Annotated in this window: 24 protein-coding genes; 13 read left to right on the forward strand and 11 right to left on the reverse strand. The window is 24.5% G+C overall.

Going from position 1 to position 23,956, the window contains the following annotated elements:
* Positions 1-161 precede the first annotated feature (161 nt).
* The gene (locus J2Z53_RS04125; protein ID WP_209795973.1) at positions 162-1,820 is read left to right on the forward strand and encodes a nucleoside kinase; all 1,659 of its coding nucleotides are present in this window, start codon (positions 162-164) and stop codon (positions 1,818-1,820) included.
* A 46-nt stretch (positions 1,821-1,866) separates the two neighbouring features.
* Here the strand turns inward: J2Z53_RS04125 and J2Z53_RS04130 are convergent, their stop codons facing one another.
* Positions 1,867-2,364 (reverse strand): hypothetical protein, encoded by a 498-nt coding sequence (locus J2Z53_RS04130; protein ID WP_209795974.1) that lies wholly within the window; start codon positions 2,362-2,364, stop codon positions 1,867-1,869.
* 124 nt (positions 2,365-2,488) lie between these two features.
* A complete protein-coding gene (locus tag J2Z53_RS04135) occupies positions 2,489-2,974 on the reverse strand; it encodes a DUF986 family protein (RefSeq protein WP_209795975.1) in 486 nt (161 codons plus the stop codon).
* A gap of 176 nt (positions 2,975-3,150) precedes the next feature.
* Here J2Z53_RS04135 and J2Z53_RS04140 point away from each other — a divergent pair, with 176 nt between their 5' ends.
* The gene (locus J2Z53_RS04140; RefSeq protein WP_209795976.1) at positions 3,151-3,492 is read left to right on the forward strand and encodes a hypothetical protein; all 342 of its coding nucleotides are present in this window, start codon (positions 3,151-3,153) and stop codon (positions 3,490-3,492) included.
* Positions 3,493-3,523: 31 nt separating this feature from the next.
* Here the strand turns inward: J2Z53_RS04140 and J2Z53_RS04145 are convergent, their stop codons facing one another.
* Positions 3,524-4,006, reverse strand: a complete 483-nt coding sequence (locus J2Z53_RS04145) for a hypothetical protein (protein WP_209795977.1) — start codon at positions 4,004-4,006, stop codon at positions 3,524-3,526.
* A gap of 261 nt (positions 4,007-4,267) precedes the next feature.
* Here J2Z53_RS04145 and sdaAB point away from each other — a divergent pair, with 261 nt between their 5' ends.
* Positions 4,268-4,951 (forward strand): L-serine ammonia-lyase, iron-sulfur-dependent subunit beta, encoded by a 684-nt coding sequence (sdaAB, locus tag J2Z53_RS04150; protein ID WP_209795978.1) that lies wholly within the window; start codon positions 4,268-4,270, stop codon positions 4,949-4,951.
* Positions 4,951-5,829 (forward strand): L-serine ammonia-lyase, iron-sulfur-dependent, subunit alpha, encoded by an 879-nt coding sequence (gene sdaAA, locus J2Z53_RS04155; RefSeq protein ID WP_209795979.1) that lies wholly within the window; start codon positions 4,951-4,953, stop codon positions 5,827-5,829. The genes sdaAB and sdaAA overlap by 1 nt, the downstream gene beginning before the upstream one ends.
* A gap of 103 nt (positions 5,830-5,932) precedes the next feature.
* Here the strand turns inward: sdaAA and J2Z53_RS04160 are convergent, their stop codons facing one another.
* Positions 5,933-6,283, reverse strand: coding sequence for an SdpI family protein (locus tag J2Z53_RS04160; RefSeq protein WP_209795980.1), 351 nt, complete (start codon positions 6,281-6,283; stop codon positions 5,933-5,935).
* Between the two features lie 190 nt (positions 6,284-6,473).
* Here J2Z53_RS04160 and J2Z53_RS04165 point away from each other — a divergent pair, with 190 nt between their 5' ends.
* The 4 genes from J2Z53_RS04165 to asrC all read left to right on the forward strand — a co-directional run bounded on the left by J2Z53_RS04165 (position 6,474) and on the right by asrC (position 10,151).
* Positions 6,474-6,980, forward strand: a complete 507-nt coding sequence (locus J2Z53_RS04165; protein WP_209795981.1) for a hypothetical protein — start codon at positions 6,474-6,476, stop codon at positions 6,978-6,980.
* 278 nt (positions 6,981-7,258) lie between these two features.
* The gene (asrA, locus tag J2Z53_RS04170) at positions 7,259-8,299 is read left to right on the forward strand and encodes an anaerobic sulfite reductase subunit AsrA (RefSeq protein ID WP_209795982.1); all 1,041 of its coding nucleotides are present in this window, start codon (positions 7,259-7,261) and stop codon (positions 8,297-8,299) included.
* Complete coding sequence (gene asrB / locus J2Z53_RS04175; protein ID WP_209795983.1) at positions 8,292-9,086, forward strand: anaerobic sulfite reductase subunit AsrB; 795 nt, start codon at positions 8,292-8,294, stop codon at positions 9,084-9,086. The genes asrA and asrB overlap by 8 nt, the downstream gene beginning before the upstream one ends.
* 15 nt (positions 9,087-9,101) lie before the next feature.
* Positions 9,102-10,151 carry a sulfite reductase subunit C gene (gene asrC, locus J2Z53_RS04180; RefSeq protein ID WP_209795984.1) on the forward strand — a complete coding sequence of 350 codons (1,050 nt, stop codon included), beginning with the start codon at positions 9,102-9,104 and terminating at the stop codon, positions 10,149-10,151.
* 82 nt (positions 10,152-10,233) lie between these two features.
* Here the strand turns inward: asrC and J2Z53_RS04185 are convergent, their stop codons facing one another.
* The 5 genes from J2Z53_RS04185 to J2Z53_RS04205 form a co-directional block, all read right to left on the reverse strand.
* Positions 10,234-10,983, reverse strand: coding sequence for a TIGR03943 family putative permease subunit (locus J2Z53_RS04185; RefSeq protein WP_268835802.1), 750 nt, complete (start codon positions 10,981-10,983; stop codon positions 10,234-10,236).
* Positions 10,980-11,894: a permease gene (locus tag J2Z53_RS04190; protein WP_209795986.1), complete on the reverse strand. Its 915-nt coding sequence runs from the start codon at positions 11,892-11,894 to the stop codon at positions 10,980-10,982. Before J2Z53_RS04190 ends, J2Z53_RS04185 begins: the two co-directional genes overlap by 4 nt.
* On the reverse strand, positions 11,891-12,538 hold the full coding sequence (locus J2Z53_RS04195; RefSeq protein WP_209795987.1) for a GTP-binding protein: 648 nt from the start codon (positions 12,536-12,538) through the stop codon (positions 11,891-11,893). Before J2Z53_RS04195 ends, J2Z53_RS04190 begins: the two co-directional genes overlap by 4 nt.
* A 3-nt stretch (positions 12,539-12,541) precedes the next feature.
* Entirely contained in the window at positions 12,542-13,501 is a 960-nt protein-coding gene (locus J2Z53_RS04200; RefSeq protein ID WP_209795988.1) for a GTP-binding protein, read from the reverse strand.
* 164 nt (positions 13,502-13,665) lie between these two features.
* Positions 13,666-14,028: an SdpI family protein gene (locus tag J2Z53_RS04205; RefSeq protein WP_209795989.1), complete on the reverse strand. Its 363-nt coding sequence runs from the start codon at positions 14,026-14,028 to the stop codon at positions 13,666-13,668.
* A gap of 269 nt (positions 14,029-14,297) precedes the next feature.
* Between J2Z53_RS04205 and recQ the strand changes: the two genes are divergently transcribed.
* The 3 genes from recQ to J2Z53_RS04220 all read left to right on the forward strand — a co-directional run bounded on the left by recQ (position 14,298) and on the right by J2Z53_RS04220 (position 18,247).
* Positions 14,298-16,061, forward strand: a complete 1,764-nt coding sequence (gene recQ / locus J2Z53_RS04210) for a DNA helicase RecQ (protein ID WP_209795990.1) — start codon at positions 14,298-14,300, stop codon at positions 16,059-16,061.
* 114 nt (positions 16,062-16,175) lie between these two features.
* Positions 16,176-16,526 (forward strand): tRNA-binding protein, encoded by a 351-nt coding sequence (locus J2Z53_RS04215; RefSeq protein ID WP_209795991.1) that lies wholly within the window; start codon positions 16,176-16,178, stop codon positions 16,524-16,526.
* A gap of 485 nt (positions 16,527-17,011) precedes the next feature.
* On the forward strand, positions 17,012-18,247 hold the full coding sequence (locus J2Z53_RS04220) for an MDR family MFS transporter (RefSeq protein WP_209795992.1): 1,236 nt from the start codon (positions 17,012-17,014) through the stop codon (positions 18,245-18,247).
* 590 nt (positions 18,248-18,837) lie between these two features.
* On the opposite strand, the gene J2Z53_RS04225 is transcribed toward J2Z53_RS04220, so the two are convergent.
* Positions 18,838-20,241 (reverse strand): L,D-transpeptidase family protein, encoded by a 1,404-nt coding sequence (locus tag J2Z53_RS04225; protein WP_209795993.1) that lies wholly within the window; start codon positions 20,239-20,241, stop codon positions 18,838-18,840.
* A gap of 686 nt (positions 20,242-20,927) precedes the next feature.
* On the opposite strand from J2Z53_RS04225, the gene J2Z53_RS04230 reads away from it, so the two are divergent.
* Together J2Z53_RS04230 and J2Z53_RS04235 are read left to right on the forward strand one after the other, a co-directional pair.
* A complete protein-coding gene (locus tag J2Z53_RS04230) occupies positions 20,928-21,437 on the forward strand; it encodes a PH domain-containing protein (protein WP_234925767.1) in 510 nt (169 codons plus the stop codon).
* 2 nt (positions 21,438-21,439) lie between these two features.
* On the forward strand, positions 21,440-22,885 hold the full coding sequence (locus J2Z53_RS04235) for a PH domain-containing protein (RefSeq protein WP_209795994.1): 1,446 nt from the start codon (positions 21,440-21,442) through the stop codon (positions 22,883-22,885).
* A 125-nt stretch (positions 22,886-23,010) separates the two neighbouring features.
* Here the strand turns inward: J2Z53_RS04235 and J2Z53_RS04240 are convergent, their stop codons facing one another.
* Positions 23,011-23,829, reverse strand: a complete 819-nt coding sequence (locus tag J2Z53_RS04240) for a nitroreductase family protein (protein ID WP_209795995.1) — start codon at positions 23,827-23,829, stop codon at positions 23,011-23,013.
* Between the last annotated feature and the right edge of the window lie 127 nt (positions 23,830-23,956).

The following is a 23,956-nucleotide window of genomic DNA, read 5'->3' on the forward strand; positions in this document are numbered from 1 at the left end:
AATATTATTTGTAGATTTTATTTTTATATACAAAAGATAAAATTTTATAAGTTTTCACAGGAAACAAAATGTAATATAATGGTATTAATATATAGAAAAATCTATGCTTTAATTGAGCTTTTAACATAATCATAGAAAAGATTTAAAGGAGGATAAATGTAATGACTAATATAAATTTAACTCTTGAAGATGGAAGAATAATAAAAGTTAAAAGGGGAATTAGATTTAAAGATTTAATAGATAAATATTATAAAGATGAAATAAAAAATATTGCACTATGTAAATTGAATAATGAATATTATGAGTTAGTTCAAGAAATAAATAATGGAGGAAATTTAGAAGTAATTAGATTCAACACTGAAGAAGGAATGAATGTATATACTAGAACACTTCAGTTTGTATTTATTAAAGCAGCTCTTGATGTTTTTAAAGATTCAAAAATAACCATAGAACACTCTATAAGCAAAGGAATTTTTGGAGAAATTCATAAGGAAGAAGTTCTTAATGAAGATGATGTTAAAAAGATTAAAGAAAGAATGCAAAAAATAATAAAAGATAATGTAAAAATAAATAAAATTGAAGTATCAAGACAGGAAGCTATAGAAATTTTTAATAAATATGGAATGGAAGATAAGGTTAAACTATTAAGTCATATGAGTTTCAATAAAGTAAAGCTTTATGAACTTGAAGGTAGATATGATTATTTTTATGGCAAGATGGCATATGAGACTGGAATTATAAGAGCATGGGATTTAATGTTTTATGAGCCAGGATTTATATTAAGAAGTCCTAATAAAGAAGATTTAGATAACCTTCCACCATATAAGGAACAAAAAAGACTTGCAAAAATATTTTATGAAACAGAAAAATGGTTAAATATATTAGGTGTTGGTGAAGTTGGAAGTTTAAATGAAAAAATTGAAAATAATGATCTTAAAGATTTAATACTTGTGTCAGAAGCTCTTCATGAAAAGAAAATTGCATATATTGCAGATAGGATATCACAAAAAAGTGGAGTTAAAATAGTCTTAATTGCAGGGCCATCTTCATCAGGTAAAACAACCTTTGCAAATAGATTAAGTATACAGCTAAGGGTTAATGGTTTTGTTCCAGTGCCACTTAGTTTAGATGATTATTTTATTGATAGGGAACTTAGTCCTAGAGATGAAAATGGAGATTATGATTTTGAATCAATACATTCATTAGATTTAAAAACTTTAAATGACCATTTAGAAAAAATGTTAGACGGAAAAGAAGTTGAAATACCAACCTATAATTTTCTGAAAGGAAAAAGAGAGTGGCATGGACATAAGGTGAAACTTCCTCAAAATGGAGTTTTAATAGTTGAGGGAATACATGCACTAAACCCTATGCTTACTGAGGCAATTGGGGAAGAATATAAGCATAAAATTTATATATCAGCTTTAACTCAATTAAATTTAGATAATCATAATAGAATACACACAACAGATGTTAGAAAAATAAGAAGAATTGTTAGAGATTTTCTATCAAGAGGATATGGTGGAGAAGAAACATTAAAAATGTGGCCTTCAATTAAAAAAGGGGAGAAAAAGAATATATTCCCATATCAAGAGGAAGCAGATGATATGTTTAATTCAACTCTTGTATATGAATTATGTGTATTAAAACCATATGCTTTAAAGGAATTAAAGAAAATAAGTAAAGACAGTACTGTATTTAATGAAGCTCAAAGATTAATATCATTTTTGAATTTTTTTAGAGAAATACCAATGAATAAAGTACCAGAAAATTCAATATTACGTGAATTTATTGGAGGAAGTTGTTTTTATAAATATTAATATTAATAAATTAATGGGGTATCTTTAAAGATACCCCATTAGCTAATTAATTTATTTTTGATAGTTTAATTTTATATTTTTTAAAAGCTTCTTCAATAAGAAATTTATTATTTTCACTTACTTTAAAAGTAAGTGTTGATTTTTGTGTGAAAATAACAATATTATACTTGTTTTTGCTTTTAGATATTTGGACACTTTTTATGTACTTATAATCTATAAATTGTCCTATATAACATATTCCATCTTGACAAAGTGTAAATTTTAGAGAAAACACTGTTTGATAAATTATAAATATTACAGGTAACAAAATATATAAATTCATAACGTTATTAATAGAATATTTTGTAGCACTATTAAATGCTATAAATGATGATATTAATATAAAAATTATAAGAACTATATTAAAAATTGCAACATTTGAAAATACTCTAACAGTTATAAATGGTCCTTTTTTCTTATGACGGTTTTCAATTGTAAGACTTCTTCCTATAAAAAAAGCAACAGCTAAAAATAATAGTATTTCTAATATAGGCATATTTTTCATAAAATCCCCCTCCTTATACATATATAGATATTTATATAATATCAGATTTTTACAGTATGTAAACAATTAAATCAATAATTAAAAATTAATAAATGGATATTTATAACCATTTATTAATTTAATTTTATTCGTATATTTTTACATTAACACGATTTTCCCTTAATTTCTTTGCTAAAAGTTCCATTTTTTTATTACTTATTCTAAAAGTAATAGAATCTTTATTAACTTCTATTAAAATTATAGAAGAAGAACGTTTTTTACCAATACTTAATTTAGTTATCTTTTTATAATCAATATATTGCCCCATACAAAGTAAGCCATGATTAAATAAAACTAATCTTGAAGCTTGAATTCCTTGGAATACAAATAATATTAATATTAAAAGTATAAATATGTATTTAATTGAGAATAGGTTAATATTATTAGCTTTTATATAAGTTAAAGGAATAATTATTAAACCTATGTTTATTAAAGCTACCCCAGAAAATATTATAAAGGTAGTTTTTTCTGATTTTTTACTGCATATGTGTTCAATATATATTGCTTTACCTACCAAAAATAATAAAGTTAAAACAATGACTATATTTAAAACAATAGAAAAATATTTCATATTAATCCTCCTTAAAATATATACATATAAGATTTTAAAGCTAAAAGAGAATAAATGTGTGAATAAAATGTTAAATATACTTAAAATAATAGAATTTAACTTATAAATGAACCTTGTACAAACTATCTAAATGTAGTTAAATTAATATATAATTTAGAAAAAGAGGTGTTTTATCTGTGGTAAATAAAGAAGCTAAAGATTACATAAAGGAAATAACTAAAGCATCAGCTTATTTTATATTTAGGAATGGTCCAGTTAAAAAGTTATATGAAGAAGGAAAATTAACAGATGAAGAAATTAAAGATATTCAGGAATATCTTCAAAATCATCTAGCATATCTTTATAATGTTTTATTAGAGGAAGGTAATGTTAAAAAATTTGACTTAATAACATCAACAATGAATAAGTTTTATGTAAATGATCATTCAAAAATAGAAATGAATGATGATGGATTTGATAATTTTTATAATAGTTTATTTAATCCAAATGTAAGTAAGTCAGGAATTAAATTTAAATAAAAGAACTCGCAAAATTTTGCGAGTTCTTTTTCTAAAGTTTTTCAACTTTAACTTTTCTATCTTTTAATAACTCATAGAAGTCATCTGCAGACGATTTATTTATTGAAAAATTAAAGGCTGTTTTTTCAAACTTTAATTTTAATAAATATCTATTTTCTGATTTTTTCTTAAATATAACAGATTGTATATCATTGTAAGGAACATTATAGTACATATAATATAATGAATTATGTGTAAGTAATATTCCTGAGTTTATGAATGTATTTAGTATTAAAAGTAAAATAATTATAACTGATAAACTTTTTTCAATCATTGAACTTTTGTCAACACAAATTATATAAATACAAGCCATAATAACTAAAACTATTAAAGTTATTGTAAATGATAAATTATGATTTTTAATTATTACGTAATGACCATCTTTTTTTAAAGAAGATCTTTTAAAATAATTTTTTAAAATAGCAGAAGAATATATAATTATGAAGGCTATTTCTATAATTAAGAATAAATTCATAAAACTTACCTCCTTTTTAAAATTAGTATTAATAGCAAATTAAATATAACATCATTGTATGAATAAAAAATTAACAGTATTTAAAATTAAATTAAAACTAAACTCTTTAGACTAGTAAAAATTATATTATTATTGTACCCTATAAATTCAAAGATAAAAATTAAATTGAGATAAAATTAAAAAAATATTTATTGAAAAAGTATACATTCATAGATAAACTATAATTGAATAAAATTTATAAATGAAATAAGGTGAAATAACATGAATAATGTAGGTATTTTTGATATTTTAGGACCGATAATGATTGGGCCATCAAGTTCACATACAGCTGGAGCAGCAAGACTTGGAAAGGTTGCAAGGGCAGTTGCTGGTGATGAAATTTTAGAAGTAACATTTTATTTGCATGGATCCTTTGCAAAAACATATAAAGGACATGGAACAGATAGAGCATTGGTTGCTGGAATACTTGGTATGGAACCAAGTGATAAAAGATTAAGAAATTCACTAGAAATTGCAAGAGATAAAGGGCTTAAATTTTCTTTTGTAGAAAGTGATTTAGGAGATGTACATCCTAATACTGTTAAATTTGTTATGTTAACAAAGTCAGGAAAAACAAGAGAAGTTGTTGGATCATCTATTGGTGGTGGAAGCATTAAAATTAATGAGGTTAATGGAAATAAAGTGGAATTTACAGGAGATTATCCAACTCTTATAATAGGACAAAAAGATGTACCTGGTGTTGTTTCTAAAGTAACTAAACTTCTTTATGATGAAGGAATAAATATTGCATTTATGAGTGTTTTTAGAAGACAAAGAGGACAAGGCGCAAATATGATATTTGAGCTAGATTATGGTGTAAGTGAAGATATTATAGAAGAGATTAAGAAAATAGAACATATAAGTAGAGTTATTATGATTAATCCTGTAAAGGAAGGTGAAGAATAATGATTGCAAGAAGTGGTGAAGAACTTTTAAGAATATGCGAAGATAAAGGGATATCTTTAAGTGAATATGCAATAGAAAGCGAAATGGAAAAGTCAGGTGATTCAAGGGAAAAAGTAATAAATAAAATGAGAAATACCTTGAAAGTTATGATTGATTCTGCAACTGAAGGAATGGAGAATGAAGTTTATTCAGTTAGTGGATTAATTGGAGGAGATGGATACAGAGTTAATGAGTATCTAAAAAAAGGAGAAACTTTAACTGGAACAACAACTGTTATGGCAATGGCAATGGCACTTTCATCTTCAGAAGTAAATGCTTCAATGGGAAGAATAGTAGCGTGTCCAACTGCAGGTTCTTGTGGAATACTTCCAGCTGTAATATTATCAGCAGGAGCTAAACTTGATAAAACAGAAGATGAACTTGTAATGGGACTTTTTGCATCAGCAGCAGTTGGAACAATAATTGCAATGAATGCAACAGTTTCAGGAGCAGAAGGAGGATGCCAGGCTGAATGTGGATCAGCAGCAGCAATGGGATGTGCAGCTGTAATCTCAATGATGGGAGGAACTCCAAAAATGAGTTTAGATGGAGCTGCAATAGTTATTAAAAACATATTAGGATTAGTTTGTGATCCAGTGGCAGGTCTTGTTGAAATACCTTGTGCAAAAAGAAATGCAGCAGGGGCTGTAAGTGCTCTTTGCACAGCTGATTTAATAATGGCAGGAGTTGAATCTAAGATTCCTTTTGATGATACTGTTTCAGCAATGTATAAAGTTGGAAGACAACTTCCACCATCTTTAAGAGAAACTGCTATGGGGGGAGTTGCAGTAACAAAGACAGGTCTTAAGCTAAAAAAACAAGTTTTTGGAGATAAATAGTACATTTATATAAAATTATTTAAAATTAAAATATTAATTTTTATAAAAAAGCCTATTTCATGATTTAAATAATTATGAAATAGGCTTTTATTCTATAATGAATTTAATTTTCTTTATCTAAATTAAATTTAAGTTCTTCTTCAACAATTTCAAGAGATAAAAAAACTGAAATTATTGGAAGTAATATTCCTATAATTGATATTATTTGAGGTTTTACTATTAAAGTTGTTTTTAATATAAAAATAATTATAATAGAAATGATACCAAATCCAACCCAAAGCTTGCCAAGATTAGTATTAGCAAAAATCCAAGCTTTAACTGATCTCATTGAACGTTTAGTCCTATATCCACAATGTTCATTAATTTTATCTGGTGGATTAATTATAAATAATCCTCCTAAAATAATCATAATAATTGGAATGAAATAGTCAACAGAATATCTTAAAAAGTTCATAAAATCCCCTCCATTTTATGTTAAATTATATTCTTAATATAATTATAATATAACATAAATAATAGTCTTTTTGAAAACGATTTTAAAAATAAAAATTATAATTATTACTAAATTTAAATAGATGATAATGTAATAAGATTAATATAAATGAATATTATAATAATTGAATTACTTAATTTTAGGAGATTAAATGGATTCTTTTGAATTTAATTGTTTTGAAGATATTTTAAAAAAATGCGGGATACCTTTTGATGAATATAACAAAAATGCTAATTCAAAAGGACATGATAAAAATCCAGGATGTAATGATATACCTGGAGGATTTCAAGATTTACATCCTCAGTTATTTGTAGTTATATGTGAGGTTATGGGGCAGATAATGGCAGGAAATATGCCATTTAATGTACAAAATTCAATAGGAAATTGGTTTGAATTACTAGGACAAGTTATATTAACATATAGTGCTCAGCAACAGTATTTTCAAAATGGTCCTGGAAGATACTATAATAGAAAATATAAAAATGTAGGTAATCCATTTTGTACAACTGCCCCATCTACAGATAATGCAAGTGACTATGGAGAAGAATGTATTAATTATGATTCTGAATTAAAGGACTTAAAAGATAAAATAAATTTACTAATAAATGAAATAGAATATTTAAAAGATGAAATAGAAGATATTAAAACAGGAAAGTAGAGGTATGCTAATTAAAAACTTAGTATACCTTTATTATTTGTATAAAATAGAAAAATTATTATTAGTTATATAAAGAAATTTAGTAAATCTACTTAAATAAGGTTTTATAGAGTAAGTTAATATTTTTTTATCTAAAAATATATAATTGAATACCTATTAAAATTATAAAAAAATACTATTTGTATTATATAAAATATAGTAGTAGTATCAAAATATAGAGTGTTAAAAAAAACACAATTAATTAAATTAATATGGTTTAATAATTTGGAGGTAGTAGCATGGGATATAGGTTAAAAATCCAAGAAGTTAATGAGTTGTTTAAAGAGCTAAAAAAAGAATACAAAATTTATGCACCAAAAAGATTTAGTAAGCAGGGAAGATATTCAGATACTGACATAATAAAGTATGCTGAAATAAACACAGTTGATGAAATAGTGTATGATGAAAAGTCAACATATCCTGCTAAGGAAGTAGTTACTCCAATAAATCAAACATTATATTATTTTACAGAAGATGAATTCAGAGAAAGTAAAATTCCTCACAGTAAAAAAATATTAATATTTGCAAGACCTTGTGATATAAATGCACAAGAGAGACAAGATAAAGTGTATCTAGAAAATGGAAACTTTCAAGATGAATTTTATAAGAGAATGAGAGATAGAGTTAAATTTGTATGCATGGAATGTGTTGAAGGGTGGGATACATGTTTTTGCACATCTATGGGAAGCAATAAAACAGATAATTATAGTTTAGCCGTTAGATTCTCAAATGATTCAGTATTATTCAATGTAAACGATGAGGAGTTTAAGGATTACTTTAATGGATCAGAAAAGGAAGATTTTACTTTTGAATTTATAAAAGAAAATAAGACAAAAGTTACTATTCCCGAAATAAAGGATAAAGAAGTACTTGAAAAATTAAAGAAACATCCTATGTGGGAAGAATTCAATAAGAGATGTATAGGATGTGGAAGTTGTACAATTGCTTGTAGTACATGTACTTGTTTTACAACTGTTGACATAGCTTATAGCGAAAATGGAAAAGTTGGTGAAAGAAGAAGAGTTGCAGCATCATGTCACGTAAATGGATTTGATGAAATGGCTGGAGGACATACTTTCAGAAATACTTTAGGAGACAAGATGAGATATAAAGTACTTCATAAGATTCATGATTATAAAGAAACTTTTGGAGATAATCATATGTGTGTTGGCTGTGGAAGATGCACAGATAGATGTCCTGAAAATATTTCAATTACAGCAACAATTGGTAAAGTAGCAAAGGCTGTTGAAGAAATTTGTGGAGGGGATAGTAATGAGTAATAATATATTAACACCAAAGCCATGTAAAATTCTTAATGTAACAAAAGAAAGCAATTTAGAATATACTTTCAGAGTAGAAACTGATATAGTTCCAGAACATGGTCAGTTCTTACAATTATCAATACCAAAGTTTGGAGAAGCTCCAATATCAGTTAGTGGCATTGGAGAAGGTTATTTAGATTTTACTATTCGTGCTGTTGGTAAGGTTACAGATGAAATATTTAAATTAGAACCAGGTGATACATTATTTTTAAGAGGACCATATGGAGTAGGTTGGCCTGTAGAACAATTTAAAGGAAAAAATGTTATTATAGTTGCTGGTGGTACAGGAGTTGCACCAGTTAGAAGTATAATAAATAAATTCTATAATGAACCAAATTACATAGAAAGTTTAAATTTAATATTTGGATTTAAAAATGAAGATGGAATATTATTTAAGCAAGAACTAGAAAAATGGAAAGAAAGATTTAATACAATCTATACTTTAGATTCTGGAGAAAAAGAAGGATGGGAAACTGGATTAGTTACTACTCATTTAGACAAATTACCTATTAAAGATTTTGGAGATAACTATGAAGTAATTATAGTTGGACCTCCAGTAATGATGCATTTTACAGCACTAGGTTTCTTAAAACTTGGAGTTTTAGAAGAAAAAATTTGGGTTTCATTTGAAAGAAAAATGTCTTGTGCAGTTGGAAAATGTGGACACTGCAGAATAGATGAAACTTATGTTTGTCTTGAAGGACCTGTATTTAATTATACTAAGGCAAAAACATTGTTAGATTAAAAAGGAGTGTTATATATGAATCATGATATAGATATTAAAAAGGTAAGAACTAATTGCTTCCGTCAATCTAAGGTTCCTGGAGAATTTATGTTTCAAATGCGTGTACCTGGTGGAACAACAAATGCTAAGTATTTAGGAACTGTTCAAGAAATAGCAGAAAAATGGGGAAATGGAACATTTCATATAGGAATGAGACAAACTTTTAATATTCCTGGAATTAAGTATGAAAATATAGATAAAGTAAATGCTTTTGTTAAAGGGTATTTAAAAGAAGTTGAAGTTGAAGAATGTAATTGTGATATGGAAGTTGATGATAATGGATATCCAACAATTGGTGCAAGAAATATTATGGCTTGTATAGGTAATACTCATTGTATAAAAGGAAATGTAAATACAAAAGAATTGGCAAAGAAGATAGAAAATTTAATTTTTCCTTCACCATATCATATAAAAGTATCTGTATCTGGATGTCCAAATGATTGCGGAAAAGGTCACTTCCAAGACTTTGGAGTAATTGGACAAGCAAGAATGGAATACCATCCAGAAAGATGTATTGGTTGTGGAGCTTGTGTTAGAGCTTGTGAACATCATGCTACTAGAGTACTAAGCTTAAATAGTAGAGGAACAATTGATAAGGATGCTTGCTGTTGTGTTGGTTGCGGAGAATGTGTTCTTGCATGTCCAGCAAGTGCTTGGACAAGAAAACCAGAAAAATTCTACAGAATAGTTATAGGTGGAAGAACAGGAAAGCAAACTCCAAGAATGGGGAAAACATTCATTAATTTTGCTACAGAAGAAGTAGTTCTTGGAATATTTGCTAACTGGCAAAAGTTCTCTGCATGGGCACTAGATTATAAACCAGAATATTTACACGGTGGACATTTAATAGATAGAGCTGGATACCATAAGTTTAAAGAAATAATTTTAGATGGAGTAAAATTAAATCCAGAAGCTTTAGTTGCTGAAAATATATTCTGGGCAGAAACAGAATATAGATCAAACTTTAATGTTAAACCAATTGGAATGCATAAAAGTATAGAAACAACTAGAAAAATTAGAGAATAAAAATATTATGGAAAAAATATACCCTATAGAGTAAAACTTTAATGAAAAGATTACTCTGTAGGGTTTTCTATTTATATAAATATTATCTCAAGGCGCCAGGATAAAGATAAGCATTTTTAGGTTTTGCTATTGGCGTTATTTCTTTTACAATTATTATTGGTTCACCATCTTTTCCTAATGTTATTTTTCCATGTACATTAAACCAATGATTTGCCTTTAATTTATAAGAATCTTTAAATTCACATTTTGGTCCAGCAACTTGAAGATCTGCAACACAGCAAGTCATAATCTCTCGACCTAAAACAAATTCATTTTTTGATAAAGTTTTATCCCTATATATAAAACCATCAATAGAGATATTTTTATCTTTATAAGAATCAGGATTTGCAAATATTTTTCCTAAAATATCAAGGTAATTAGAATCATTTAACTTTAATGTATTAGAATCTGCATTGTTTGAAATAGCTTCATTATCTAATCTATAAATTTTATCAAAATTTTTATTTTCATAGTTATAGGAATCTTGTATTATTTTATCGTTTCTTTTAACTGTTAACCATTTATTTAAAGAATAGATTGAAAATGCAGTAATTAAAATAAAAAATACTAAAATTCCCTTAAAAATTCCTTTTCTGATATATACATCAAAAATATTAAGAAATTCATTAATAGTAAGGGCAATAAAAGTAACTAATGCAAAAATAACATATTTATTCATCCTAGGATTTAGAAATAATGAAATATTATCAGTATATAACAAATAGAAAAAGAAAATTGAAATAATCAGTAAAATTATAAAACCTATAAAATTTAATATATTAAATCTTTTCAAAGCTGTAATCCTCCAATAATATTAAATAGGAATGTTGTAATAATGGTTGTTATTAAAATATAAAGTGAAAGCTTTATAACAAATTTAACTTTAAAGTTACCTAACAGCATTAAAAGATTTTTTATATCTAGCATTGGACCAAGTACTAAGAAAGATAATATAGAACCTGTTGTAAATTTACCTATGAAAGTACTTGCAATAAATGCATCTGCCTCTGAACATACGGATAATGTAAAGGCTAAGAAAATCATAACTATTATTGAAAGGAAGGGACTTCCTCCAAAAGATGTAAGAATTTCTTTTGGTATAAGAACTTTAAATAAAGTTGAAATAAAGGCACCAAATATTAAGTATTTAGATACGCTAAATAATTCTATTGTTGTATGATTTAATACTAATCTAATTTTAGAAAAATTATTAAAAGTAACTTCGTCGCAACCACAAGTACATTTTTCATAATATGAAACTTCTTTATCTCTAATAGGTAATGGATAATTTTTTTGAGTTTTATGTATTATTAAGCCAATAATTATGGAATTTAATATTCCAAAAAGAGTTCTAAATATAAAAATGCTGTGATTAGTTGCAAAAGCATAGTAAGTTGACATAATTACTATTGGATTAACAATTGGAACAGAAAGCATAAAAGTAATTGCAATTGATAAAGGGACACCTTTATTTATTAATTTTTTAGTTATTGGAATAATTGCACATTCACATACTGGAAAAATAATTCCTAATAGTGAAGTGAAAAATAATGCTAAAAAAATATTTTTTGGAATAATTTTTGCAATAAAGTTTTCTGAAATAAATAATTGTATAAAAGAAGATATTAATGAGCCAAGTAATATAAAGGGGATTGCTTCTAATAATATCCCAATAAAAATAGTCATAATATTATTAAATATCATCTTTGTATCTCCTTTGAATCTTTAGTTAGTATTTGTAAAATAGTAAAAAAATCTTTATAAAATAAAGAAGATTTTTGTATTTTAGAATTTAAGTTAGATACTGATTCAAAGTCTATAATATAAGCTTTTCTATTTAATAATTTAATAGTTTTCTTTATATTATTTAAGCTTTCATAACTAACTTTAGATTTATTATTAATTAAAATTATATTTCCATGCTTTATAGGTGAAATTATAATACTTCCCATATTATTAAGATATATAGGAAATAATTTACTATCAATAATATTTACGATTTCTTTTATTTTAAAAACCCTTTTAAAATCTTTTGAATTTACCATAGTTAAAAGTTCGTTTAAATCCCTACTTCCATTAAACTCTATAATTATTCTATTAGGATGATACTTTCTCCTAAAATAATTTAATAATTTAAAATTAATTTCTTTTGTTGGAGGAAAGTATTCAATTGCAATATTAGAATCTAATGAATATTTTTCATCTATTTTTCCTTCTCCATTTTCAAAAAGAAGAATTACTATTTTTTCACTTTTTATTAAAGTTTTAGAGAGTAAAGAATTTATAAATGTAGTTTTTCCACAATCTAAAAAGCCTGTAACCAGTTCAATGTTAGTTTTATTAAACATAAATTAAGATTCTCCTAAAAATAATTCTTTTAATTTATCTTTATTTAATTTGCATCCTATAATGCAAATTTTACCCTCTTTTTCGTAATTAGCCTTCTGTATAGATAGTTCATCTGGAATAAAATTAAATTGCATAAAATGGTTGTTAGTACACTTTAAAAAGCCTTTAGCTATTAATACAGTTCCATAATTTTTATCTTTTAGTTTAGAAATTATAGCAGTTATGTTTTCTTCAGTAAATATTCTTGAAGTGCTTAAACTTAATGTTTGAAAAGAGGATAATGTTTTCTTTGTTAATGATTTTTTAGTAATTTTAAAATTACTAAATTTAATAGGTTGATTTATAGGTTTAAAATTTTTATTGTTAGCATTTAATGTGATAGGGGAGATATTATTTAAATCTAACTCATCTAAAGATGTAATAATTTTTATCTTTTTATTTAAATTTATAATTTTTTCTTTAATGTCAGCTAATTCTTTTTTATTTAAAAAGTCACTTCTACTTATTAATATTATCTTTGCATTGGCTATTTGATTTACATAAAAATCACTAAAATTATTTAAGTAAACATTAAATTTAAGGGGATTTACTACTGTTATAATCAAATTTAATTCAACTAAGTCCTTTAAATCATCCTTTTTATATATCTCTATTATTTCAGAAAGTTTTGCAACTCCAGAAGGCTCTATTAATATTCTGTTAGGCTTGTACATATCAATTATATCTTTAATAGCTTTAGTAAAATCACTAGAAACACTACAGCATATGCACCCTGCATTAATTTCTTTTATCTTTATAGATGAATCCTTTAACATATCTCCATCAATACCAATATCTCCAAATTCATTTTCTATAAGAACAATTTTTTCCTTATTATAATTTTTATTATTTAATAGTTTATTGATTAATGTAGTTTTACCAGCTCCTAAAAATCCAGAAAATATATCTATTTTGGTTTTCATATATTTAAATCTCCTTTTCATATAAAATATAAATGCAATTCATTTGCATTAACATAAAATATATATACCATAAATGCAAATAAGGTGCAATTACAAAAATATTAAAATAATTTAATATAAAAAGAGCTACCCTAAAATTTAAGATAGCTCTAAAAATATTTTATCTATGATTTAAATTTACCTAAGTCATCAAAATTTTCTTTAAGTTCTTTATCTACAACTACTAAAGGAATAAACATACATGTAAGTGAAACAATTAAACATATAATTGAAACTAATTCATTATTAAAGGTTAAAGCACTCTTTAATGCAAATGTAAAAGCAAAAGAAAATGTTCCAAATATTAACCAAAGCTTACCAAGATGGTTATTTGCAAAATCCCAAGTTTCTTTTGTTTTCATTGAGAGTGATGTTCTATAACCGTAAAATTCATTAATTTTTTTTGGTGGATCAAAAATTAATATTAATCCAAAAATTATCATTGATAAAGGAATTAAAATGTCAATTAAATTGCTTATAATATTCATAAAATTTCCCCCCTCAGCTAACAAGAAATCGTTTTCTATTATATTTATATTATACCATTAAATAGTAAGAAAGGTTTATAATATTAAATCAATATGTTAGTGTTTTTTACTTTTTTATAATTATAAATTTTGATTTATTATTTAAAAAATTTTTTTAATAATAGAGTTTTATAGAGATTAAGTGGAAATAATTATATAAGCATAAAAGAAAATATAAATAAAAATAATGTATAATAATATTAAGAAAAAAGGAAAGAGAGTAAAGTTATATGAATAATACTCAAAGAGCTTATTATGCCCTTAAAAAGTTTTATGGGTATGAAAGTTTTAGAGAAGGACAACTAGATATTATAAATACAATTTTAAATAAAAGAGATGTTTTTTGCCTTATGCCAACAGGTGGAGGCAAGTCTATATGTTACCAGATACCTGCAATTATATTTAATGGTATAACATTAGTTATTTCACCTCTTATTTCTCTTATGAAGGATCAAGTAGACTCCTTAAAAGAAAATGGTATACCTTCAGTTTATATAAATAGCACTTTAAAAAATGAAGAAATAAAAGAAATTTTAAAGGATGCAACTTTAGGTCTTTATAAACTTATATATATAGCACCAGAAAGATTAGAATCAGATTATTTTAAAAATATGATTAAAGGTTTAAATATTTCTCAAATTGTCATAGATGAAGCCCATTGTGTTTCAGAATGGGGACATGATTTTAGAAAAAGCTATAGATATATAAAACCCTTTTATGAAAGCTTAAATACTAGACCCATTATATCTTCTTTTACAGCTACTGCAACAGAAGAAGTAAGGAAAGATTCAATAAATCTTTTAGGACTTAAGGAGCCTTATATATTTTTAGGAGATATAAATAGAAGTAACTTAAATATAAATGTACTTAAAGAGGTGGATAAAGAAGAGGAACTTAAAGATATAATAAGATCCCATGAAGGGGAATCAGGAATTGTTTATTGTATTTCAAGAAAAGAAGTTGAAATAATTTATGCTAGGTTAAAGGATTTAGGATATAGTGTTTTAAAATATCATGGAGGAATGAAGGATTCTGAAAAAGAACAATCACAAGAAGAGTTTCTATTTGAGAAAAAGGATGTAATGATAGCAACTAATGCTTTTGGAATGGGAATTGATAAATCAAATATAAGATTTATAGTACATACAACTATTCCAAAAAATTTAGAATGTTATTACCAAGAAATTGGTAGAGGGGGAAGAGATTCTGAAAACTGTGATTGCTATCTTTTTTATTCTAGAGATGATATAAGGAGAGTTGAGTTTTTAATAAATAAAAGCAGTGGAATAAACAGACGAGAAATAGCCCTTAGAAAGCTTCAAGCTATGGTTGATTATGCAGAAAGTAATAGTTGTTATAGAGAATTTTTATTAAAATATTTTGGCAATAAATATATAAGTAGTTTTTGCAATAACTGTTCAATATGTTTAAATAATGATGAAATTCAGGATTTTACAAGGGAAGCACAAATAATTTTATCTACAGTATTTAGAACTAGAGAAAAGTTTGGAATTTCTGTTCTAATTGATATTTTAAGGGGAGTAAAGGGACCAAAGATAATTCAATATAAATTAGATAAGGTTACTACATTTTCCCTTATGAAAGAGTTTAGTTCTAAATTTATTAGAGATTTTATTAAAAATTTATTGAATTTAGGGTATGTTGAATTAAAGCCAGGAACTTATTCAATGCTTATTTTAAATAATAGATCAATGAAGGTTTTAAAATCAGAAGAGAAGGTCTTTATGAAAATTGAAAAAATGGAAGATGAAATATTAAATAAAGATGTTTATAATGCCTTAAAGTCTTGGAGAAAAATAAAGGCGACAAAAGAAAACATAAGACCTTATATAATATTTTCAGATTCTAGCTTAATTGAAATTGCAAATAAAAAACCAAATACAAAAGAAGAACTTATGAATATAAGAGGGATGGGGGAAAAGAAACTTGAAAGATATGGGGATGAAATTTTAAAAATAGTACAATCATTTTAAAATATAATAATAGTCTTAATTTACAAAATATGGTATAATCAATAGGAAATTGTTTACAAATAAAAAGAAAAGGTAATAATTAATTATAAATATTAAAATTAAGGAGGAATTATTATGGGAGCTGAAGTTAAAGAAAATATTAGTTTAGACATACTTGATAAAATTGACATAAGGGTAGGGACTATTAAATTAGTAGAGGATATTGCAAAATCAAAGAAATTAGTTAAACTTACTGTTGATTTTGGAAGTTTTACTAGAACTATATTAGTAGGTATGAAAGGTGAGAGAGATAATCCTAAAGAAATTGAAGGACAGCAAGCTTTATTTATTGTAAATTTACCACCTAAAAAGATGGCTGGTGAAATATCAGAAGGAATGCTTTTTGATATAGGATATCAAGATGGAATTATTCCGGTGTTAGCTCAACCTGAAAAGCCTGTACCAAATGGAACAAGAGTTGGATAAAAATTTTTAAAAATAATATATATTAGGCAAAATAATAAACTTATAACTTTAATGAGTTAGTTTTAAGTAGTTTTTAAAGAGGACTTTGAAAATACAAGTAAAAGTAAAGTTATTTTTCAAAATATAATACTTTATCCCAAATAGTAGATTATTATTAAATAAAGGTTATTTAATTTAATATTATATTGCCTTTATTTTTTTTGTTTTAAATTTATATTTACAATATAAAATTTAAAAAATATTTGAATATAATTACAAAATTGTATATTATGTTAATAATAAGTATAAATTTATTAAAAATTGGCTGTAGATAAGTAAGTTTTAATTTTAGATAGTCATTCAGAGACTTACGTAACCGCTTGTTAAGTATTATAAATAATAGATAAATTTATAAATATAATAAATGAATAAAGGTCTACTAAAGATAAGGAGATGATTAATAGGATAAAAATAAGTAATTATAAGATAAAAAGGGGGCTTAATTTATGAATTACATAAAGAAATTAATAGAGCCATACAAAGGTCTTCCTAAAGAAATATACATATTATTTATAGGAAATATTATAAATGCAGCAGGATCATTTATTGCACCATTAATGACTCTTATATTAACTAAAAAAATAGGGCTATCATCAGAACTTGCAGGGATTTATATTAGTATATTTGGGGTGATTTATTTACCAACTGGACTTATAGGTGGAAAACTTACTGATATGTTTGGAAGGAAAAAAATTATTATTATATTTCAAGGAATAGCTTGCATTCTTTATGGAGCCTGTGGATTTGTAAAGCCAAGTATGATAACTATATATTTAATAATGTTAGCTGGGGCGGCTTCAGGATTTGTATCACCTGCTATAAATTCTATGGTTGGTGATTTAACTGAACCTAAAAATAGAAATGCATCCTATGCACTTACTTATATGGGGTGGAATTTAGGGTTTGCAATAGGTCCATTTGTTGGTGGACTTTTATTTGAGAAATATTTAAATATTTTATTTATAGGAGATGCATGTACTACAGCAATAGCATTAATATTAATCGGCTTATTTGTAAGGGAAACTAAAGGAAGAGAGAAAAGCGAAATAGTTTCTGAAGATAGAGTTTTAGAAAAGGATGAGGAAGGAAGTATATTTAAAATTCTATGGGGTAGAAAGATATTATTGTATTTTGGAATTGTTATATTTGGATACGATTTAGTTTATGGTCAGTGGGGATTTTTATTGCCTATTGAATTATCAAATGTATATGGTAGTTTAGGAGCAAAATATTACGGGTATGTTTCAAGTTTTAATGGAGTGGTTGTAATACTTATGACTCCAATAATAACAAAGTTATTTTATAAAGTAGAAAATTTAAAAAATATATTCTATGGTGGATTATTTTATACATTAGGTTTTGGACTTCTTGGATTTTTTAATTCTATTTTTATGGTATTTATATCAGTATTTATATTTACATTAGGAGAAATAATTTTAGCAACAAATGTTAATACATTTATAGCTAATAATACACCAGCATCCCACAGAGGAAGGATGAATGGTATACTTCCAATTTTAATGGGAGCAGGATATTATATAGGTCCTATTATGGTAGGAAAGGTTTTATCATATTTGGATGATATGAAAACATGGAATATTTTAAGTGTTATTGTGTTATTGTCCACAATATTTGTTGTATATATAAGAAAAATTTATATTAGAAGTTATAAAAATAAATAATAAAAGAGGCAAAATAATAAATTCTTAGTGAAATTTTATCACCTAGTAGAAATTTATCATTTTGCCTTTTTGTAACTTTAAATAATATATTAAAGTTTTATTTTATAGAATTTGTATTTTTTGATTTTTTTCTAGATTTAAAAAAATTAATAAAAAATCGAATTAGTAGAATTATCAATAATGTAGCTTCTAAAAAGTAAAGAAAAGGTTTTAAAGAATCATAAATATAATTTGGTGCTATAAGCTTAACATCTTTATCAATATAGTATGCAATTAATAATAAACCTACTAACTTATAGTTTAAAGATTTTTTTGTTATAAATGCATATATTGTAAAAGCAATAATCAAAAATAATAAAAATAGATTTATAAGAATTAAATTCATTAATAAGTCCTTCTTTCTTAATATCTAATTATTGTAATTATAACATTTTAAGAAGTAATAAGGAATATTTATAAAAATAAGACTTTCTTAAGCTTTATAGTAAACTAGTGAAGGAAAGATAAAATAATTAGTTAATTTTCATGAAAATTGATATGATTAAATTAAAAAAATAAGTAAGACCTTTAGAAGTCTTACTTATTTTTTATTATTCAAAGTAACATACAATTGGAGTACCTGCTGAAATATTATTAAATATTGTTTCAGCTAATTCATGTGGTGAATTTATACAACCGTGAGAACCACTTGTTTTATAAATATCTCCACCAAATTTATTTCTCCATTTTGCATCATGTATACCAATACCATTATTAAATGGCATCCAATAATCAACTGGAGTACTATAATTTTGACCTTTTAATGTAGCATTTCTTTCTTTGTAATATAAGCTATAAACACCTGGAGGAGTTCCATGCTTATTACTTTCATTTCCAGTAACAACGTCTCCTTGAACAACAAGTGAACCATTTTTATAGAACCATAGATGTTGTCTTGTTAGATCAATTTCAACATAAGTGTTTCCTATGTCATTAGCTCCATGTGATACTGCTGTTTGTGAATATTTTGGTTCTTTTGTTACAGTTTCACCTTTTTTTATTATTGAAATTAGACTGCTAGTTTCTTCGGGAATATTAATTGCCCAACCATAAGTACCACCACTAACTTTAACAGTTTTTCCAGTAGAGGAAGCAAAATTCCTTGTTTTTCCACGAGTGTCATAAGTGTTAGCTAGTCCACTTATATAATTTCTAACTTTAGATTCATCAATAAAAGGTTTCATGTTATTATTAACACCAACCCAATTATGAATTAATGATCCATTAACTACTTCTGTATTATCACCAATTTTATAAGTTACTTTTGCTGATACATATTTATCAAGAGTCTTTTTAGCATCCATAACTTCTTGTGATTTAGAAGTATACTTTGGATTTTCATAGCAATTAATATTTTCTAAGTTTAAAGTTTTTTCTCTATTAATTAAAGCTATTTCAATGTCTTTATATAAAATAGATGAATTTACTTTATTTCCATAAACTTCATCAACAATTTTATAACCATTATCTGTATACTTTAAACTAGCATTTTTAGGGTTAACTATATTTTTTTTATCAAAATAAGCTAAATTATTAAAGCATTTATCTAATTTCTCTTTGTTATAAGAGATAATTCCAGGTACTTCATGATTATTTTTCTTAAATATTGAAACAATCCATCCAAAAGGATTTTGATCATCTTTCAATTGTTTGATTTTATCATTTTTATTGTATTTTAAATCAATATCAGATGAAGTGATTTTTTCCTTTACATTGTTTCGTCCTACTAATTCTAATGAATATGTATTAATTCCGGATGATATTTCTTTAGTTACTTCATCAACTGTTTTACATGATGCATTAACATTATTTATGACAGTTCCAAAATAAAAATGATTGATAAAATATAGTGATGTTCCTATATATATGGCAAGTAAAATGCAAAAAGAAATAATAATACCTATAATAATTTTTTTGTTTTTAGTATAATGCTTATCGTGTTGCCTTCTTTTCATAATGATTAATATCTCCCCCTACTACGAAATTTAATATTTAATTTCATTTTATAATTTACTCCTTTCATTTAAATAAAAATTAAATCTTAAATTATATAGTGATTTTAAAAAATTAATTTTATTATTTAAAAAAATATATATTATAATTATCATAATGTAATAAATTTTTAAGAGTTATTAAAGTTACATTATAATTTTACTTCATTACTTAAAAAAATTCCCGTAAAAATACAATTGTTTTTTATTTGTTAAATATTAAATAGTTTTCCATGATAAATTCTTGCAGATTTTAATTTGATAAAACAAATAAAAACTAAGGTTTGATTAGGAAAATAATGTATTTTAATAATATTAAAATTTGTTAATATTAAGTTAACAAATTATAGTATAAAATATGTAGCATAGTTAATATACTTCCAATTTCCCAAAATTTCAAGTGTAAATGTTAAATTGTAATATAATTCAAAATAATTTGGATTAATGGAATAAGTTGATTTACTACAAAGTTAGAAGCTCCACTTATAAAATTTTACATTATTAATTTAATAAAAAAATGTATGAAATTATGTAATTTCATACATTTTTTATTTTTTTTAAGTAGAAATGTTATAAAAATTATGAAAATTGACTAAATAGTATATTTTATGATAATTTCATAAATGAAAAGAATTTTAGGGGGGAGAAAAATGAATATAGAAAAAAAGTTAAGTAATAATGCAGTAAAATCATGGATATTTTCAAGAACAATTTTTTTATTAATTATTATACTTATTTATATTTTAATAAGATTTATAACACCTAATCTGAGTATTCCATGGGTAAGTAATTTTGTTTCTAATCATATAAAAGCAATAAATATAATTTCTTTTATAATAATAGGATTAACGGTTATTGAGGCTTATATTGAACCATTTTTTGAATATAAACAATGGAGCTATAAAATTAATGAAAATGAAGTTTATTTTAAAGAAGGAATCTTTTTTACTAGAAGTGTAACAATTCCAATAGTTAGAATTCAAAATATAAAATTAAATGAAGGTCCTATAAATAGAATGTATAATCTTGCTTCTGTAAAAATTGGAACAGCCGGTGGAGATTTTGAAATACCAAATTTAGATAAACAAGAAGTAGATAAAATAGTTGAATTTCTAAGAAAAAAGATTAATGAAAATATTAAGGAGGAGTTGTTATCTTAGATATGGAAAGTAAAGTTAATAATAAATCCTCATTAAATAAAAAAATTAGAAATGATATAAAAAGTATATTATATAAATTTATTTTAAGTCTTAAAGAAAATATTTTTTTAATTATTTTTGCAATTGTATTCATGAAAAAACTAGCTTACTTAATAGTACCAGTAGTATTAATATTAGATATAGGTTATATTATTTTGAAGTGGTTTAACCAGTATTTTTTATTAAGTGAAGAAGATGCTAGGTATCATTACGGGATTTTTTCTAAAAATACAATAATAATACCTAAAAATAATATAAAATCTATGGATATATCTGTAAATTTATTAGAGAAACTTCTAAGATATAGCAAGGTGAAAATAGAAAGTCCAGTTAAAGATGCAGATTTAGATGAGATAAAAATGTATTTATCAAATGAAAAAATAGATACATTAAAAGATTTTGCCTTTTCAAAAAATACTTATAATGAAAGTTTAGAAAATATAGAAGCTTTAGATATGGAAGAAAATATTAAAGAGAATACATATGTTAAAAAAGTAAGTAATAAAGAATTATTAATATATGGATTAACTACATTTAATATATTAATAATTATAGCTCTTATATTTAAAGGATATAGTGTTTTAGAAAATTTTGTTGAAGGGGAAAAGGTAAATGATGTTATTTCAAGTTCTACTTTATATTTATCAGAAAATGTTTCCTTATTTATTGGTATAGTAGGAATAATAATTTTACTTATTATTCTTAAAGGTATAGCAGTTATTTATTATATGATTAAATATTATAATTTCACTGTTTCAAAAGATTTAAATACTATAAAAGTAAAATATGGTCTTATAAACAGTAGAGAATTTTCTTTTAACATAAACAATGTAAAAATGGTAAGATTAAAATCAAATTTCTTAAGACAAATATTTAAAATTAATGAACTTAGTGTAGTTGTTAAAGGTTATACAGGAGTTGGAGATGAAAATATAGTTTTATATCCAATAGGCAAAGAAAAGGAACTTTTTAATTTATTAAAAAAACTGTTACCAGATTGGATAATAGAAGGAGATGGAGAAGGAATAAATAGAGGAAAATTAATGTTAGTTTTAAAGCCATCTATTATAGTTATTTTAATATCTTTAATAGGCTATTTAATTTTTAGGACTAACTATGTATTTTTACTAAATATTCTATTGATAATAGTAATACCATCATCAATATTAAAAGGAAAAAATTTAAATTTAAAAATTTCTAATAATAAAATAAAGGCAGTTAATGGTGGTTTTGTAAGAAATAAATATATTTTAGACAAAAAAGATATACAAGCTGTACAATTTGAAACAACACCTTTTCAAAAAAAATATAATTTAGGTAAAATATTAATTAATTATTATAGTGAAATAGGGGAAGTAATTACTTTAAATTATATGAAAAAGGAATATGTTCAAAAAATAATTAATTGAATTTAAAAAATATAAATTTAATTAATTATATAAAGTAGTTCTAATGTTTATATACAATAATAAAAAGTGTTCCAAAATTAAATGGAACACTTTTTAAAGTTAATTATTATATTAAAAATTTTATTTTAGCACCAATAAATATTTGCTTCTTTTCTTGGAGCTGTTCTTTGATATTTAACATTAGGATATCCAATTACCATACATGAAGCTATATTTGTATCTTTAATTTTAAGAAAATCTAAAATTTCTTTATTGTCTTTTGCTGCAGTTTGGAAGAATCCACTAAAGAAAGTTCCTAAACCTAATGAATCAGTCATAAGTTCCATATTTGAAGAAGCTAGTCCTCCATCTAGTGGATTTGTAGATGTAACTATTATTAAAACCGGAGCATTGAAAAATAGTTTATCATTATTTACAGGATCTAATTTATAGTTTTCATACATTTTACTCCACATTAGGGCATATCTTTTTAAATGTTCTGTTTCAGGAGTTAAATTGTTTAATAAATATTCTCCTTTTTCTTTTAAGCTTTTATAAGTTAATTCCTTTAATTTTTTAAGATTTTTATCAACAACTATATAGGATACATCCTGATCATTTTTGGCAGTTTGAGTAAATCTTCCTGCTTCTATTATTTTTTCTATTTTTTCTTTTTCTACTTCTTTATTTTTAAATTTTCTTACACTTCTTCTAAATTTGATGAAATTTAATAGGTTATTAGAATCTATTTTAAAACTTTCTTCATTATATTCTTTTACTTCATCCATATTATATTCATCTGTTGATACAGCATTAACTGGACATATAGCAATACAATGTCCACATTTTAAGCAATTTTCATTTTTAATAGTAGCTTTACCATTATTAAGAAATATATCATTTGCAGGGCAATCTTGGATACATTTTGTACATCCTATACATTTTTCACTAGATACTTTAAACATTAATAAACATCTCCTTAAGTTCTTTATATGAATAAAATTCATACTATATACTAGATTTAAAATTAATTTATTGATATTATATCACTATATAATTAGTATAGTCTAATTACTAATATTCATAAAACTA

This window comes from Clostridium moniliforme (genome assembly GCF_017873235.1).
Classification (GTDB): domain Bacteria; phylum Bacillota; class Clostridia; order Clostridiales; family Clostridiaceae; genus Clostridium; species Clostridium moniliforme.

Coding starts and splice junctions, on each gene's coding strand:
- J2Z53_RS04160 (WP_209795980.1), bottom strand. CDS start 6,283: ATGAACTTTTTAAGATATTCTGTTGACTATTTCATTCCAATTATTATG.
- J2Z53_RS04125 (WP_209795973.1), top strand. CDS start 162: ATGACTAATATAAATTTAACTCTTGAAGATGGAAGAATAATAAAAGTT.
- J2Z53_RS04190 (WP_209795986.1), bottom strand. CDS start 11,894: ATGATATTTAATAATATTATGACTATTTTTATTGGGATATTATTAGAA.
- J2Z53_RS04230 (WP_234925767.1), top strand. CDS start 20,928: ATGAATATAGAAAAAAAGTTAAGTAATAATGCAGTAAAATCATGGATA.
- asrC (WP_209795984.1), top strand. CDS start 9,102: ATGAATCATGATATAGATATTAAAAAGGTAAGAACTAATTGCTTCCGT.
- J2Z53_RS04225 (WP_209795993.1), bottom strand. CDS start 20,241: ATGAAAAGAAGGCAACACGATAAGCATTATACTAAAAACAAAAAAATT.
- sdaAA (WP_209795979.1), top strand. CDS start 4,951: ATGATTGCAAGAAGTGGTGAAGAACTTTTAAGAATATGCGAAGATAAA.
- sdaAB (WP_209795978.1), top strand. CDS start 4,268: ATGAATAATGTAGGTATTTTTGATATTTTAGGACCGATAATGATTGGG.
- J2Z53_RS04235 (WP_209795994.1), top strand. CDS start 21,440: ATGGAAAGTAAAGTTAATAATAAATCCTCATTAAATAAAAAAATTAGA.
- J2Z53_RS04165 (WP_209795981.1), top strand. CDS start 6,474: ATGGATTCTTTTGAATTTAATTGTTTTGAAGATATTTTAAAAAAATGC.
- J2Z53_RS04240 (WP_209795995.1), bottom strand. CDS start 23,829: ATGTTTAAAGTATCTAGTGAAAAATGTATAGGATGTACAAAATGTATC.
- J2Z53_RS04195 (WP_209795987.1), bottom strand. CDS start 12,538: ATGTTTAATAAAACTAACATTGAACTGGTTACAGGCTTTTTAGATTGT.
- asrB (WP_209795983.1), top strand. CDS start 8,292: ATGAGTAATAATATATTAACACCAAAGCCATGTAAAATTCTTAATGTA.
- J2Z53_RS04145 (WP_209795977.1), bottom strand. CDS start 4,006: ATGAATTTATTCTTAATTATAGAAATAGCCTTCATAATTATATATTCT.
- recQ (WP_209795990.1), top strand. CDS start 14,298: ATGAATAATACTCAAAGAGCTTATTATGCCCTTAAAAAGTTTTATGGG.
- J2Z53_RS04220 (WP_209795992.1), top strand. CDS start 17,012: ATGAATTACATAAAGAAATTAATAGAGCCATACAAAGGTCTTCCTAAA.
- J2Z53_RS04215 (WP_209795991.1), top strand. CDS start 16,176: ATGGGAGCTGAAGTTAAAGAAAATATTAGTTTAGACATACTTGATAAA.
- J2Z53_RS04200 (WP_209795988.1), bottom strand. CDS start 13,501: ATGAAAACCAAAATAGATATATTTTCTGGATTTTTAGGAGCTGGTAAA.
- J2Z53_RS04135 (WP_209795975.1), bottom strand. CDS start 2,974: ATGAAATATTTTTCTATTGTTTTAAATATAGTCATTGTTTTAACTTTA.
- asrA (WP_209795982.1), top strand. CDS start 7,259: ATGGGATATAGGTTAAAAATCCAAGAAGTTAATGAGTTGTTTAAAGAG.
- J2Z53_RS04205 (WP_209795989.1), bottom strand. CDS start 14,028: ATGAATATTATAAGCAATTTAATTGACATTTTAATTCCTTTATCAATG.
- J2Z53_RS04130 (WP_209795974.1), bottom strand. CDS start 2,364: ATGAAAAATATGCCTATATTAGAAATACTATTATTTTTAGCTGTTGCT.